This is a genomic window from Nocardioides sp., assembly GCF_050699375.1.
Lineage (GTDB): Bacteria > Actinomycetota > Actinomycetes > Propionibacteriales > Nocardioidaceae > Nocardioides.
In genome coordinates, this window is sequence record NZ_JBOHDN010000035.1 from 1 (window position 1) to 14,119 (window position 14,119).

At 69.8% G+C, this 14,119-nt stretch carries 9 protein-coding genes; 3 read left to right on the forward strand and 6 right to left on the reverse strand.

Features of this window, described 5'->3' with window-relative positions; all coding sequences use genetic code 11:
• Positions 1–323: 323 nt before the first annotated feature.
• The 3 genes from ACRDPS_RS01895 to glmU all read right to left on the reverse strand — a co-directional run bounded on the left by ACRDPS_RS01895 (position 324) and on the right by glmU (position 3,380).
• Positions 324–854 carry a putative immunity protein gene (locus ACRDPS_RS01895; RefSeq protein ID WP_431499920.1) on the reverse strand — a complete coding sequence of 177 codons (531 nt, stop codon included), beginning with the start codon at positions 852–854 and terminating at the stop codon, positions 324–326.
• Between the two features lie 10 nt (positions 855–864).
• The gene (locus tag ACRDPS_RS01900; RefSeq protein WP_431499921.1) at positions 865–1,839 is read right to left on the reverse strand and encodes a ribose-phosphate diphosphokinase; all 975 of its coding nucleotides are present in this window, start codon (positions 1,837–1,839) and stop codon (positions 865–867) included.
• 74 nt (positions 1,840–1,913) lie between these two features.
• The gene (glmU, locus tag ACRDPS_RS01905; RefSeq protein ID WP_431499922.1) at positions 1,914–3,380 is read right to left on the reverse strand and encodes a bifunctional UDP-N-acetylglucosamine diphosphorylase/glucosamine-1-phosphate N-acetyltransferase GlmU; all 1,467 of its coding nucleotides are present in this window, start codon (positions 3,378–3,380) and stop codon (positions 1,914–1,916) included.
• A 167-nt stretch (positions 3,381–3,547) separates the two neighbouring features.
• On the opposite strand from glmU, the gene ACRDPS_RS01910 reads away from it, so the two are divergent.
• A complete protein-coding gene (locus ACRDPS_RS01910; RefSeq protein ID WP_431499923.1) occupies positions 3,548–4,390 on the forward strand; it encodes a helix-turn-helix transcriptional regulator in 843 nt (280 codons plus the stop codon).
• On the opposite strand, the gene ACRDPS_RS01915 is transcribed toward ACRDPS_RS01910, so the two are convergent.
• Positions 4,387–6,510: a SpoIIE family protein phosphatase gene (locus tag ACRDPS_RS01915; protein WP_431499924.1), complete on the reverse strand. Its 2,124-nt coding sequence runs from the start codon at positions 6,508–6,510 to the stop codon at positions 4,387–4,389. The two genes, ACRDPS_RS01910 and ACRDPS_RS01915, sit on opposite strands and share 4 nt — an antisense overlap.
• 175 nt (positions 6,511–6,685) lie before the next feature.
• Here ACRDPS_RS01915 and ACRDPS_RS01920 point away from each other — a divergent pair, with 175 nt between their 5' ends.
• Complete coding sequence (locus ACRDPS_RS01920; RefSeq protein ID WP_431499925.1) at positions 6,686–12,010, forward strand: HAMP domain-containing protein; 5,325 nt, start codon at positions 6,686–6,688, stop codon at positions 12,008–12,010.
• A 108-nt stretch (positions 12,011–12,118) separates the two neighbouring features.
• Positions 12,119–12,742 (forward strand): response regulator, encoded by a 624-nt coding sequence (locus ACRDPS_RS01925; protein WP_431499926.1) that lies wholly within the window; start codon positions 12,119–12,121, stop codon positions 12,740–12,742.
• Positions 12,743–12,757: 15 nt separating this feature from the next.
• Here the strand turns inward: ACRDPS_RS01925 and ACRDPS_RS01930 are convergent, their stop codons facing one another.
• Positions 12,758–12,994 carry a DUF6752 domain-containing protein gene (locus tag ACRDPS_RS01930; RefSeq protein ID WP_431499927.1) on the reverse strand — a complete coding sequence of 79 codons (237 nt, stop codon included), beginning with the start codon at positions 12,992–12,994 and terminating at the stop codon, positions 12,758–12,760.
• A gap of 1 nt (position 12,995) precedes the next feature.
• Positions 12,996–14,119: class I SAM-dependent methyltransferase (locus tag ACRDPS_RS01935; protein WP_431499928.1), on the reverse strand; the 1,124-nt coding region annotated here is incomplete at its 5' end.

Genomic DNA, 14,119 nt, shown 5'->3' on the forward strand with positions numbered 1-14,119 from the left:
GCGGAGGTCCCGACAAGCTCGACCACCGGAGCAGCGGAGGTCCCGACAAGCTCGACCACCGGAGCAGCGGAGGTCCCGACAAGCTCGACCACCGGAGCAGCGGAGGTCCCGACAAGCTCGACCACCGAGGGCGAGAAGGTCTCGACAAGCCGACCCGAAGGTGATCGTGTTGGTCTCGACGCACCTACGCCGCCTTCGCTTCGCGAAGGGGCGCCCTCGCTCGGCACACCCGGACGAGCAAGCTCGCCGGGTGGTCTAGCTCAGTCGCCTGGCGGAATCCAGCGGCCCAGCGAGGTAGAGAGGTAGCGACAAGCAGACCAAGGTCAGCGAACAGACCGCAGCCGACGATCGATCAGACCCATGAGCTCAGCATCACGGCTCCTACCAGCAGGCGCGGAGGGATAGCGCCCCAGGACATCGACGAGCACCGGAGTAGCGCGCCCGACGGCACGATCGAGGGACCTGAGAGCCGAGGAAGGATCACCGGAGGCTTCGAGCTCCGCGATCCGGGCGGCACTGGCGGCGGCACGGAGGATGTGACCGACCTGGGTGGCGTCTGCCAGCGGGTGGAGGTAGGCGGCAGACGCGGCGTCGCCGGCGCTTCGGGCAGCGAGCCGAGCGGCCTCGGAGGGAGCGGCCTTCGCGGCGCGGTGGGCGTCCAGGGAGGTGACCCGCTGCAGCTTCGTACGTCTGGCACCACCGACGAACTCCCAGGCCGCGTCGAGCGCGAGACGCGGTCGTGGGTCACCGGGGCAAGCCGTCTCGAAGACCGGCAGGACCTCGGCAGCGGTCTCCGCGACGTAGCGGGCTACGACCCGGAGCTCGTCGGTCGTCAGCTCGAAGTCGCCTGCCACGAAGCAAGTATCAGGCGTGACCGTCGAACATCGAGGTAACCGAGCCGTCCTCGAAGACCTCACGGATCGCGCGGGCGAGCATGGGCGCGATGGAGAGCGTGGTGAGCTTGTCGAACTGCTTCTCCTCCGGCACCGGGAGGGTGTTGGTGATGACGACCTCGGTGGCGGTGGAGTTCTTCAGCCGGTCGACAGCCGGGTCGGAGAGGATCGCGTGGGTGGCCGCGATGACCACACCGCCCGCACCGGCGTTCATCAGCGCCTCGGCGGCCTTCACGATGGTGCCGCCGGTGTCGATCATGTCGTCGGTGAGGACACAGATGCGACCCTCGACCTCGCCCACGACGCGGTTGGCGACGGTCTCGTTGGGCCGGTTGATGTCGCGGGTCTTGTGGATGAAAGCCAGCGGCGCCCCGCCGAGCCGCGCGGCCCAGCGCTCGGCGACCTTGATCCGGCCGGCGTCCGGCGAGACGACCGCCAGCGGCTGCGAGCCGTACTTGTCCTTGATGTAGTCGGTCAGCAGCGGCAGCGCCATCAGGTGGTCGACGGGACCGTCGAAGTAGCCCTGGAGCTGGTCGGCGTGGAGGTCGACGGAGATGATCCGGTCGGCGCCCGCGGTCTTGAACATGTCTGCGACCAGACGGGCCGAGATCGGCTCGCGGCCGCGGTGCTTCTTGTCCTGGCGGGAGTAGCCCCAGAACGGCATCACGACGGTGATCCGCTTGGCCGAGGCGCGCTTCAGCGCGTCCACCATGATCAGGTGCTCCATGAGCCACTGGTTGATCGGCGCCGTGTGGCTCTGGATCACGAAGGCGTCCGAGCCGCGCACCGACTCCTCATAGCGCACATAGATCTCGGAGTTGGCGAAGTCATAGGCCGCGGTCGGCGTCAGCTTCGTACCGAGCAGATCAGCGACCTCCTCGGCGAGAACCGGGTGCGCCCGGCCGCTGAAGAGCATCATCTGCTTCTCGGTGGTGCGCTTGGTCATGTGCTGGCTCCTACCCCCGGGGTCACTGCCCTTGGATTCTCCATCAACATCGCCCCGGCACCCAACCCCGGGTGTCACTCGCCGGTCGCCACGGGTTCACCCAGGACGGGTACGCCCGCCTCGAGTGCCTCCTCGGCCGCGGCCGCCTGGGGGGTACCCGCCCTCTTCTTCAGCGTCCACCCCTCGATGTTCCGCTGCTGACCTGCGGAGACCGCCAATGCCCCAGGAGGTACGTCCTCCCGGATCAGCGACTCGCCACCGGTCGCCGCGCCGTCACCGACGACCACCGGGGCGACGAAGGTCACACCGGAGCCCGACTTCACGTGCCGGCCGATGGTCGTCCGGTGCTTGTTGACCCCGTCGTAGTTGGCGAAGATCGTGCCGGCCCCGATGTTGGTGCCCTCCCCGATCGTCGCGTCGCCGACATAGGACAGGTGCGGCACCTTCGCACCGGCGCCGATGGTGGAGTTCTTGACCTCGACGAAGCCGCCGATCTTGCCCTCGTCGCCGAGCACCGTGCCGGGCCGCAGGTAGGAGAACGGCCCGACGTTGGCGCCGGGGCCGACGACGGCGAGCTCTGCCTGCGTACGCACCACCCGAGCGCCGTGGCCGATCTCGGTGTCCTTCAGCGTGCAGTCAGGGCCTACCACCGCGTCCTCGTCGATCCGGGTGGCCCCGATGAGCTGGGTGCCGGGCAGGATGGTGACGTCGGGCGCGAGCTCGACGTCGGCGTCGATCCAGGTCGTGGCCGGGTCCATGACCGTGACCCCGTCCTTCATCCACCGGGTCACGATCCTCTCGTTGAGGATCTTCCCCAGGGCGGCGAGCTGGGCCCTGTCGTTGGCGCCCTCGGCCTCGGTGACGTCGTCGAGGACGTACGCGTCCACGCCCAGCCCGTCGGCGACCGCCAGCGCGATCGCGTCGGTGAGGTAGAACTCCTTCTTGGCGTTGTCGTTGCCGATCCGCGGAAGCACCCCGGCCAGGAAGCTGCCGTCGAAGGCGATGATCCCCGAGTTGATCTCGGTGATCGCCCGCTGCTCGTCGGTCGCGTCCTTCTCCTCGACGATCCCGCTGACCCCACCACTGGGCCCACCACTGGCACGCAGGATCCGCCCGTAGCCGAACGGCTCGGGGACGATCCCGCTCAGGATCGTGGCAGCCCGCCCGGCGGCCTCGTGCTCGGCCACCAGCGCGCGCAGGGACTCGCCGCGCAGCAGTGGCGTGTCGCCGTACGTCACCACGACCGTCCCGCCGGCGACCGATGCCGCCTCGACCGCCATCCGTACCGCGTGACCGGTGCCCAGCTGCTCCTCCTGGACCGCGATGACGGCCTCCGGGAGGATCTCGGCGATGTGCGGCTCGACCAGCTCCCGCTGGTGCCCCACGACCGCGACCACACGAGAGGCGCCGGCCTCCGAGACCGCGGCCAGAACATGGCCGACCAGACTCCGGCCCGCGATCTGATGGAGCATCTTGGGAGTCTTGGACTTCATCCGGGTGCCGCCACCGGCAGCCAGCACGATCACGGTCAGCTCGCTCATGTTGCCTCAGTCTAGGGCGCCCCGTACGAGCCCCGATCCGGGGTGGTGGGCAGGTTGGCGGACACGGTCGGCAGGCGGGCAGGTCGGCCCGGCCAACAGCCTCGGGCCACATGCCTGGGACCGGCGGTCCCTGGTTGGCCCGGCGCCCGACCCGCATGATGGATGCCATGGACCGTGCCTCGCTCGCCGACTTCCTCCGACGCCGCCGCGAGTCGCTGCGTCCGCAGGACGTCGGCGTGATCGCCGGGCCCCGACGGCGTACCCCGGGCCTGCGCCGCGAGGAGGTCGCCGCCCTGACCGGGATGTCGACCGACTACTACGTACGCCTCGAGCAGCAGCGCGGTCCGCAGCCCTCCGACCAGATGCTCGCCGCGCTCGCCCGGGCGCTGCGTCTCACCATCGACGAGCGGGACCATCTCTACCGGCTGGCCGGCCACAACGCGCCACGGCGTACGTTCGAGGACGGCCACGTCGCCCCGTCTCTGCTGCGTGTGCTGGACCGGCTCGAGGACACGCCCGCGATGATCGTGTCCGCGCTCGGCGAGACGCTGGTCTCGAACCGGCTCGCGACCACGATCTTCGGCGACCGGGCAGCGCTGACCGGCTGGGATCGCTACGAGTCCTACCGCTGGTTCACCGATCCCGCGACCCGAGACGTCTATCCGCCCGACGGCCACGACCACCATGGCCGCGGGCTGGTCGCGACCCTGCGGATGGCGCACGGAGCCCTCGGTGAGCGTTCACGCGCCGGCGAGCTCGTACGTCTCCTGCTCGCCAGGTCCGAGGAGTTCGGTGAGCTGTGGGAGCGGCACGAGGTGACTCACCGGTTCGAGGATCACAAGACGCTGCTGCACCCGCAGGTCGGCCGTATCGACGTCGACTGCCAGGTGCTGACCACCCAGGACCACGGCCAGGCGCTGCTCGTGCTGACGCCCGTGCCCGGTAGCGAGGCGGACGAGAAGATCCGGCTGCTCTCGGTGCTCGGCAACCAGGAGTTCAGCGGAACCTAAACACCCTTGCCCAGGTCGAGGACGAGGACCGCCATGTCGTCGGAGGACGGCCTGCTGGAGAAGTCGGTGACCGCCCCGAGCAACCGGTCCGCGACCGCCTGCGCTCCCGCGTCGATGCCCGAGGCGAGAACGGCCTCGACGCCGGCCTCCTCGAACATCGTGTCCCCGTCACGCCGCTCCAGGACGCCGTCGGTGACGACGACGAGCCGGTCGCCGCCTTCGACCGTCACCTCCTCCTCGATGTAGTCGACCGAGTCGATCACGCCGAGGAGCGCCTGCGACCGGCCGACCCGGCGGGCGGGCGCTCCCGGCCGGGCACGGGTGAGGAGGAACGGCGGTGGGTGGCCCGCGCAGACGATGCGTACGCGGAACCGGGATGCCCCGGTGGCCTCGATCGTGCCGCACACGAGCGTGAGGAACCGGCCCCGCGACCCCTCGTCGCAGATCGCGGCGTTGAGCCGCTCCAGGGTCGGCGCGATCGGGATTCCCGCGCGCATCAGCGCCCGCACGGTGTGCCGGGCCATCCCGGCGACCGCGGCCGCCTCGGTCCCGACGCCGCACACATCGCCCACCATGAACCCCCAGCGGCCGGCACCGAGGGCGAAGATGTCGTAGAAGTCGCCACCCGCGTCGTTGAACTCGCCCGTGGGCTCGTAGCCCACCCCGATGTCGACGCCGGGAATCTCCGGGAGGACGGTCGGCAGCAGGCCGCGCTGCAAGGACCGGCCGGTCTCCTGGAGCTCGGTGTGGGCGCGGGCGTTGTCGATGGCCAGCGCCGCCCGCCGAGCGACCGACTCCGCCACCAGCAGACGCTCTCGACGTAGCGGCTCGCCGGGCGGCCGGCCGAGGGTGAGCCACCCGATGACCCGGTTGCGTGCCTCCAGCGGAAGGATCGCGACCTCACCGTCGAAGTCGGGCTCGGCCGGAGTCTCGGTGCCGTCCGGCGCCGCCTCCTCCAGGGCGTACCGCACCGCGTCCACCTGGTGCTCGTCGGCGTGCCAGGCGAAGTGGAGCCGAGGATGGTCACGGACGTCGTTGAGGTAGATGCCGCACCAGGTCGCCAGCCGGGGCACCACGATCTGCGCGGTCATCGCCGTCGTCGTCTCCAGGTCCAGGGACCCGGCCAGCATCACGCCGGTCTCCCCCAGGAACGCCAGCCAGGAGCGCCGCTCGCCGTCGGCGGCCCGGGTGGAGGCCCGGTCGACGCTCGGCGCGGCCCAGTCCGCGATCCGCTGCAGCCGGACCCCGGCCTCGGTCGTGAACGCACCGGGCTCCGTCCTGGCGACCGCCAGGGTCCCGATCACCCGGCCGTCGAAGACCACCGGAGCGGTCACCAATGACCGCAGCTCGAGCCCGCGGAGCAGCTCGACCGGAGTCGCCCGCAGATCGCTGATCGCCAGGGGCCGGAACGTCGCCTTCAGGGTCGGCGCACCGGCCTCACCGCGGCGTACGCTCCGTCCCTGGATCGGCGCCGCGGACCCGCTCGTGGCGGCGACGACGAACCGGTCCTCCATCTCGTTCTCGAGCAGCAGGTACGCAGCCTCGGCACCGAGACGCTGCCGGGTCTGCTCCACGACCAGCTCCAGCACGTCGGTGAGCGCGAGCTGGTTGAGGGCGAGCCCGCCCAGTCCCAGCGGGTCCTCGCCGGCGTTGGACGCGGTCTCCCGGCGACGTACGTCCTGGTCCGCCGGGCCACCTCCGACGGGCCTCTCGGCACCGAGGACCGTCTCCACCAGCCCGAACGCCGCCCATACACGCTTGTGGTCCTTGCGGTACTCCACTCCCCAGGCCGTCGCCAGCGCCGAGGTGATGAGCAGTCCGCGCCCGTGCTCGCTGACCCCGGGCCGGGCGTTCGCGCCGACCGGGAGCACCCGGGTCGGGTGCCGGTCGACCACGTCGATGCGGAGCCGATCCTCCTCGCGTACGACGGTCACCGTCATCGGTGTGCCGGCATGGGTCACGGCGTTGGTGACCAGTTCGCTGGTCAGCAGGATGACGTCGTCGAGGAGCTCGTCCAGACCCCATTCCACGATCACCGTCCGCGCGAAACGGCGCGCTTCGGAGACCGACGTGGGTGCCGGCTCGAACGTGCGCGAGAGCGTCTTGACTCCGGTGCTCATAGCCACCGCCGATTGTGCACCCGTTTGGGCCCCGAGAGACACCGATCACGAGAAGGTACCCACGGGTAGGTCAAGGAATGACCAGATTCGGTGGGGAACGATCATTTGTCGGTCGTCAAGAGCTGATGAGTGCGACACTCAGCAGACGTGTGATTCAGGGGTGGGAGGAGGCGAGATGCCCTCAGCATCGGGCACATCGACAGGCACCGAGCTCCCCGAGCCGGTGACGGTCGATCCGCTTGCGCTGCGCCGGCTCAGAGACGCGATGACCGCGATGCGCGACGGCGTCTTCACTGGCCGTCTCGAGCCCGTCGACGGGCCCCTCGGCGACCTCGTCTCGGTCCACAACGAGATCGGCGAGCGGCTGACCCACCTCAGCGGCGAGCTCTCCCGCGTACGCCGCGACGCCGGCCGCGACGGTCATCACGACGAGCGGCTCAGGCCGAGCGTGGGCGGTGGAGCGTGGGCCGGCGCCGTCGAGGACGCGAACAACCTGATCGAGGACCTGGCGCGTCCGACCGCCGAGATCGCCCGGGTCGTCGCCGCGGTCTCCGCCGGCGACCTCACCCAGACGATCGACGTACGCCGCGGCAGCCGCGCCCTCAAGGGCGACCCACTGATGGTCGCCAAGAGCGTGAACGGCCTGGTCGCCCAGCTCGCCACGATCAGTGAGGAGATCGCCCGGGTCACCCGCGAGGTGGGCACCGAGGGCAAGCTCGGCGGACGTGCGCGGGTGCGCAACGCCTCCGGCACCTGGCGCGATCTCGTCGAGGCCGTCAACACCATGTCCTCCCGCCTGACCGCCCAGGTCCGCGACATCACCGAGGTCACCACCGCCGTCGCCAACGGCGACCTGACCCGCACGGTCACCATCGAGGTCTCCGGCGAGATGGCCCAGCTCACGGAGACCGTCGACCGGATGGTGGGCCAGCTCTCCGCCTTCGCCGACGAGGTCACCCGCGTCGCCCGCGAGGTCGGCACCGAGGGCCGCCTCGGCGGCCAGGCGGACGTACGCGGCGTCTCCGGCACCTGGCGCGACCTGACCGACTCGGTCAACACGATGGCCTCCAACCTGACCTCCCAGGTACGCGGGATCTCCTCGGTCGCCAAGGCCGTTGCCCGCGGCGACCTCTCGCAGCAGATCACGGTGACCGCACGCGGGGAGGTCGCCGAGCTCGCCGAGACCCTCAACTCGATGACCGCCACCCTGCAGACCTTCGCCGACGAGGTCACCCGGGTCGCCAAAGAGGTAGGCACCGAAGGCATCCTCGGAGGTCAGGCAGAGGTTCCAGGGGTCGCGGGCCGGTGGAAGGACCTCACCGACTCGGTCAACTCGATGGCGACCAACCTGACCAACCAGGTCCGCGACATCGCCCAGGTCACCACCGCCGTGGCCGGCGGCGACCTGTCCCAGAAGATCACCGTCGACGTACGCGGCGAGCTCTACGAGCTCAAGACCACCGTCAACACCATGGTCGACCAGCTCTCCGCCTTCGCCGACGAGGTGACGCGAGTGGCGCGCGAGGTCGGCACCGAGGGCATGCTGGGCGGCCAGGCCGAGGTGCCGGGCGTCGGTGGCCGGTGGAAGGACCTCACCGACTCGGTCAACTCGATGGCGACCAACCTGACCAACCAGGTCCGCAACATCGCCCAGGTCACCACCGCCGTCGCCCGCGGCGACCTCTCCCAGAAGATCACCGTCGACGTACGCGGCGAGCTCGCCGAGCTCAAGACCACCGTCAACACCATGGTCGACCAGCTCTCCGCCTTCGCCGACGAGGTCACCCGCGTCGCCCGCGAGGTCGGCGGCGAGGGGCAGCTGGGCGGTCAGGCGGCGGTTCCCGGCGTCTCCGGCACCTGGCGCGACCTGACCGACTCGGTGAACTTCATGGCGGGCACGCTGACCGCCCAGGTCCGCAACATCGCCGAGGTCACCACCGCCGTCGCCGGCGGCGACCTGACCAGGAAGATCACCGTCGACGCCCGCGGCGAGATCCTCGAGCTCAAGTCCACCATCAACACCATGGTCGACCAGCTCTCCTCCTTCGCAGACGAGGTCACCCGCGTCGCCCGCGAGGTCGGCACCGACGGCAATCTCGGCGGCCAGGCCGACGTGCACGACGTCTCCGGCACCTGGAAGGGGCTCACCGAGAGCGTCAACCTGATGGCCGCGAACCTGACCGCCCAGGTCCGCAACATCGCCGAGGTGACCACCGCCGTCGCCCGCGGCGACCTGACCAGGAAGATCACCGTCGACGCCCGCGGCGAGATCCTCGAGCTCAAGTCCACCATCAACACCATGGTCGACCAGCTCGGCTCCTTCGCCGACGAGGTCACCCGGGTCGCCATGGAGGTCGGCACCGAGGGCGCCCTCGGCGGCCAGGCGCAGGTGCCGGGGGTGGCCGGCACCTGGCGCGACCTGACCGTGTCGGTCAACTCGATGGCCTCCAACCTGACCGATCAGGTCCGCAGCATCGCCCAGGTCTCCAAGGCGGTCTCCCAGGGCGACCTGTCCCAGAAGATCTCCATCGATGCCCGCGGCGAGGTCGCGGCGCTGGCCGACACCATCAACGCGATGGTCGACACCCTGCGCACCTTCGCCGACGAGGTCACCCGGGTCGCCAAGGAGGTCGGCACCGAGGGCTCGCTGGGCGGCCAGGCGCACGTACGCGGCGTGGCGGGCACCTGGAAGGACCTCACCGACTCGGTCAACTCGATGGCGACCAACCTGACCAACCAGGTCCGCAACATCGCCCAGGTCACCACCGCGGTCGCTCGCGGCGACCTCACCCAGAAGATCACCGTCGACGCCCGCGGCGAGATCCTCGAGCTCAAGTCCACCATCAACACCATGGTCGACCAGCTCGGCTCCTTCGGCGACGAGGTCACCCGCGTCGCCCGCGAGGTCGGCACCGAGGGCCAGCTCGGCGGCCAGGCCGAGGTCGCGGACGTCTCCGGCACCTGGCGCGGGCTGACGGAGAATGTCAATCAGCTCGCGTCGACCCTGACCACCCAGCTCCGCGCGATCGCCGAGGTCACCACCGCGGTCACCCAAGGTGACCTGAGCCGCCAGATCACCGTCGGCGCCGCGGGCGAGGTCGCCGACCTGAAGGACAACCTCAACGAGATGATCGACTCGCTCCGCGAGACCACCCGGGCCAACGAGGACCAGGACTGGCTCAAGACCAACCTGGCCCGGTTCACGGGTCACATGCAGGGCGGTCGCGACCTGCTCGAGGTGGCTCGGCTGATCGTCTCCGAGCTCACCCCGCTCGTGGACGCGCAGCAGGGCTCGATCTTCCTCACCGACCCGCAGTCCGAGCCCGACGGCACCAAGGTGCTGCGCCGGATCGCCTCCTACGGCTATCAGCCGAGCGCCGACGTCCCCGACGTCTTCGCACTCGGTGAGGGACTGGTCGGGCAGGCCGCGTACGACCGTACGCCGATCATCGTACGCGACGTGCCCGCGGGATTCCTGCGGATCGCCTCGGGGCACGGGTCGGCGGCCGCGACCTCGGTCGTGGTGCTTCCGGTGGTCTTCGAGGAGAAGGTGATCGGCGTCGTCGAGCTCGCCTCCTTCCGGCCGTTCAGCGCCGTCCACATGCAGTTCCTCGAGCAGCTCGCGGAGTCGATCGGGGTCTCGCTCAACGCGATCATGTCCAGCTCCCGCACCGAGGAGCTCCTGGTCGAGTCGCAGCGACTCGCCGGCGAGCTGCAGGACAAGCAGGACGAGGGCGAGCGGCAGCAGGTCGAGCTGCAGCAGACCAACGCCGAGCTCGAGGAGAAGGCCCGCCAGCTCGCCGACCAGAACCGGGCGATCGAGATCAAGAACCTCGAGATCGAGGACGCCCGCCGCGGCCTGGAGGAGCGCGCCGAGCAGCTGGCCCTCTCATCGCGCTACAAGTCGGAGTTCCTCGCCAACATGTCCCACGAGCTGCGTACGCCGCTCAACTCGCTGCTCATCCTGGCCCGGCTGCTCTCCGACAACGTCGACGGCAACCTCAACTCCCGTCAGGTGGAATACTCCCGCACCATCCACGGCGCCGGCACCGACCTCCTCCAGCTGATCAACGACATCCTCGACCTGTCCAAGGTCGAGGCCGGGAAGATGGACGTCCACGTCGCCGACGTCGCGGTGACCTCGGTGGTCGAGTACGTCGAGGCGACCTTCCGGCCGTTGACCGCAGAGAAGGACCTGGACTTCATCGTCAGCGTCGCCCCGGACGTACCCCGTCTGCTGCGCTCGGACCAGCATCGGCTGCAGCAGGTGCTGCGCAACCTGCTCTCGAACGCGGTGAAGTTCACCGACAACGGTGAGGTCCGGCTGCTGATCCGCAACGCCTCCGGCGAGCGCTTCTCGACCACGAGCCTGCAATCCGCCGACGCGGTGCTGGCCTTCTCGGTGGCCGACACCGGCATCGGCATCCCGCCCGAGAAGCTGCGGGTGATCTTCGAGGCCTTCCAACAGGCCGACGGCACGATCAGCCGCAAGTTCGGCGGCACGGGTCTGGGATTGTCGATCAGCCGCGAGGTCGCCCACCTCATCGGCGGCGAGATCCAGGTCGAGAGCCGGCCCGGGCACGGCAGCTCCTTCACCCTGTACGTCCCGCGGATCAGCTCCGATAGCACCGAGGCTCCGTCCGCGACACCCGCCGCCGGTGAGCTCGAGGTGGCCGACGCGACGGCAGGGACCAACCAGCTCCTGCTGGTCCTCAGCGGCGGTGACGAGGAGACCGGTCCCGGCACCAGCGCCGTGGTCGAGGCGCTGTTCGGGTCGGTCGACGAGGTCGAGACGGTCGTCGGGTCGACCCCGCAGGAGGCGCAGTCCGTCCTGGCCGAGCGCGAGGTCGACTGTGTCGTGCTGGACCTGCCCCCGGCCGAGGGCGGCTTCGACGTGCTCCGCTGGATGCGCACCCACAAACGCACCAAGGACATCCCCGTCGTGCTGAGTAGGGTCGGCGAGGTGACCAAGGCGCAACGGAACCGACTGGACCGGTACGCCCAGGCGATGACCCTCAAGACGCCGGCGACCACCGAGGAGGCGATCGACGAGGTAAGCGTGCTGCTGGGCCGCACCGGATCGCAGCGCCCCGGGACGTACGCCGCCGAGCCCGACGCCACCGGCCAGTTCGCGGGCAGGCGGATCCTGATCGTCGACGACGACGTACGCAACGTCTTCGCGCTCACCAGCGCACTCGAGCAGCACGGCATCGACGTCCTCTACGCCGAGTCCGGCGAGGCCGGGATCGAGGCGCTCCAGCGGGAGCCGGACGTCGACCTGGTGCTGATGGACATCATGATGCCGGGCATGGACGGCCTCGCCACGATGCGCCTGATCCGCGAGAACCCGCAGTTCAAGAGTCTGCCGATGATCGCCCTGACCGCGAAGGCGATGACCGGCGACCGCGAGGACAGCATCGCCGCCGGAGCCACCGAGTACATCACCAAACCTGTCGACGTCCCCGATCTGCTCTCGCTGTTCCGGGCGTGGCTGCTGTGAACGATCTCTGCCCAACGGAGGCGACGGAATGAGCGAGCGTCAGCGAGCGACAATCAGACTCAGGCCGTCGTGTCCGTATCCTTGCCTCTGTCCAACGGAGGCGACGGAATGAGCGCAAGGGCCAAGATCCTGCTCGTCGACGACAGGCCGGCCAACCTGGTCGCCCTCGAGGCGATCCTCGGGTCGCTCAACCAGAGCCTCGTCCGTGCCGGATCAGGAGAGGACGCCCTGCGTGCCCTGCTCCACGACGACTTCGCGCTGATCCTGCTGGACGCGCAGATGCCTGGGATGGACGGCTTCGAGACGGCCACCCGCATCAAGGCACGCGAGCGCACCAAGAGTGTCCCGATCATCTTCCTGACCGCGAACGACTTCGACACCCACCTGGCCTATCGCGGCTACGCGACCGGCGCGGCCGACTTCCTCACCAAACCCTTCGATCCCTGGCTGCTGCGTGCGAAGGTCCAGGTCTTCGTCGACCTGTGGCACGCCAGCCGCAAGCTGAGCGCGCAGGCAGACATGCTGCGTCGATCGCTGGACGAGCGCCAAGCCACCGGTCCGGGGCGCGCCGACGTCGACGTCGTCACCGACCTCCGCTCCCGCCTCGCGGGTGTGGAGGAGGCCGTCGCCGAGCTCGATACCGACGCCGACATGGGCCCGGGCAGCGATGCTCGTCGGCGGCTGGGACAGCGGCTCGACGAGCTCAGGCGGTGGTTGGTAGCACTGGGCTGATCAGGCCGGAGGGCGTCAGATCCGTGCGCGGTAGGCCGCGAGGATCTTCTCCGCCTTCTCCTTGTCGGCATCCTGCAGCGGGATCAGCAGCTCGGCGACCACGTCGGTCAGCTCGGCGACCCGCCGGTTGAGCTGACGCTGCTCCTGCACCTCGGCCTCGAGGGCCTCGATGCGGCGGGCCAGCGAAGCGCGCGTACGGGCCACTTCGCGGGCACCGCGGGCGATGTTCTTGATGCCGGAATCGTCGGACATGTCAGTTTCCTTCCGCAGCAGGCTGCGCTGGGTCTCGGGGAGCGGGCCAGGAGGCGCGCAGGCGGGCGACGCCGGGCAGTGGGTTGCCGAGCATGTCCTCACCGTCGGCGATCTCGAGGTGCTCGATCACGCCACCGGACGCCTCGATCTCGGCACGGACCAGGTCGGCCTCGACGCGGCGTACGAGGCCTTCGGGCTGCGGCTCGACCTGTGTCAGGTCGTCGCTGCTCACCGCGAACTCGAGGTAGAGCTTGCCGCCGCCAGGACGAAGGGCCATCTTCGACAAGGTCCACAGCTGGCTCCGCGAAGCGCCGTCGAGACAGCCGACCAGGTCGCGGGCGAAGAGATGATGCGGGTCGCGAGCGAGCCGGGCACCGAGCGTCAGGGTCGAGCGGAGCTCGCCGAGGATGAGCTGGTCCGTAGTCACCGAGAGCTTCTTCCGGTTCGCCCGGCGACGGATCGCCGCTACGGCGGCGCGGGAGAAGTCCACGGCGTGCACCTGGTGGCCGTTGCGCGCGAAGTAGCGCCCGTCGCGGCAGACGGCGCCGGGGCCGAGGTCGACCACCTTGGCGTCCTCTGGCAGCTGCTCGAGGACCCATTTGCCGAACGACGACTCGGCGCCCTCGAGCTCTTGGCCATGGGTGTTGTGGAACTCGGTCCACTGCCCCATGTCGGTGCGGAACCCGCGCAGCCATCCGTCGAGGCGACGTACGCCGGCGGGCGGGTCGGCGTACTTGAACGACGGGTCGGGAGTACGCCACTTCGGGCCGTAGATGAACGCCAGCATCTTCTCCGGATCGGCGGGAGCCGGGAAGTCGAAGCCGTGCAGGGTGATCGTCGAGACCGGCACGATCGCCTCGCGGCGCAGCCGGCCGGAGCGGTTGCCCAGCTGGTAGAAGACCGGCTCGCCGTCCGCGTCGGGCACGTAGAAGGCGACGAAGATGTCGATGTGCACCTTGCGGCCGTCGGAGACCTCGAGCAGCACCTTGATGTCGCCCCCGGACATCCGCAGGATGCTCCAGCCGCGCTCGCGCATGGTGCGCTCGATGGCGTACGACTCGGTGATGATCTCGGCGGGGACGGTGTGCTTGGAGAGGTAGCAGACGTCGGTGTCGGAGTCGTGCC

What these genes read in the sequence shown, in the direction of transcription:
- ACRDPS_RS01920 (WP_431499925.1), top strand. Translation starts at nt 6,686, where the DNA reads ATGCCCTCAGCATCGGGCACATCGACAGGCACCGAGCTCCCCGAGCCG.
- ACRDPS_RS01910 (WP_431499923.1), top strand. Translation starts at nt 3,548, where the DNA reads ATGGACCGTGCCTCGCTCGCCGACTTCCTCCGACGCCGCCGCGAGTCG.
- ACRDPS_RS01900 (WP_431499921.1), bottom strand. Translation starts at nt 1,839, where the DNA reads ATGACCAAGCGCACCACCGAGAAGCAGATGATGCTCTTCAGCGGCCGG.
- ACRDPS_RS01925 (WP_431499926.1), top strand. Translation starts at nt 12,119, where the DNA reads ATGAGCGCAAGGGCCAAGATCCTGCTCGTCGACGACAGGCCGGCCAAC.
- ACRDPS_RS01930 (WP_431499927.1), bottom strand. Translation starts at nt 12,994, where the DNA reads ATGTCCGACGATTCCGGCATCAAGAACATCGCCCGCGGTGCCCGCGAA.
- glmU (WP_431499922.1), bottom strand. Translation starts at nt 3,380, where the DNA reads ATGAGCGAGCTGACCGTGATCGTGCTGGCTGCCGGTGGCGGCACCCGG.
- ACRDPS_RS01915 (WP_431499924.1), bottom strand. Translation starts at nt 6,510, where the DNA reads ATGAGCACCGGAGTCAAGACGCTCTCGCGCACGTTCGAGCCGGCACCC.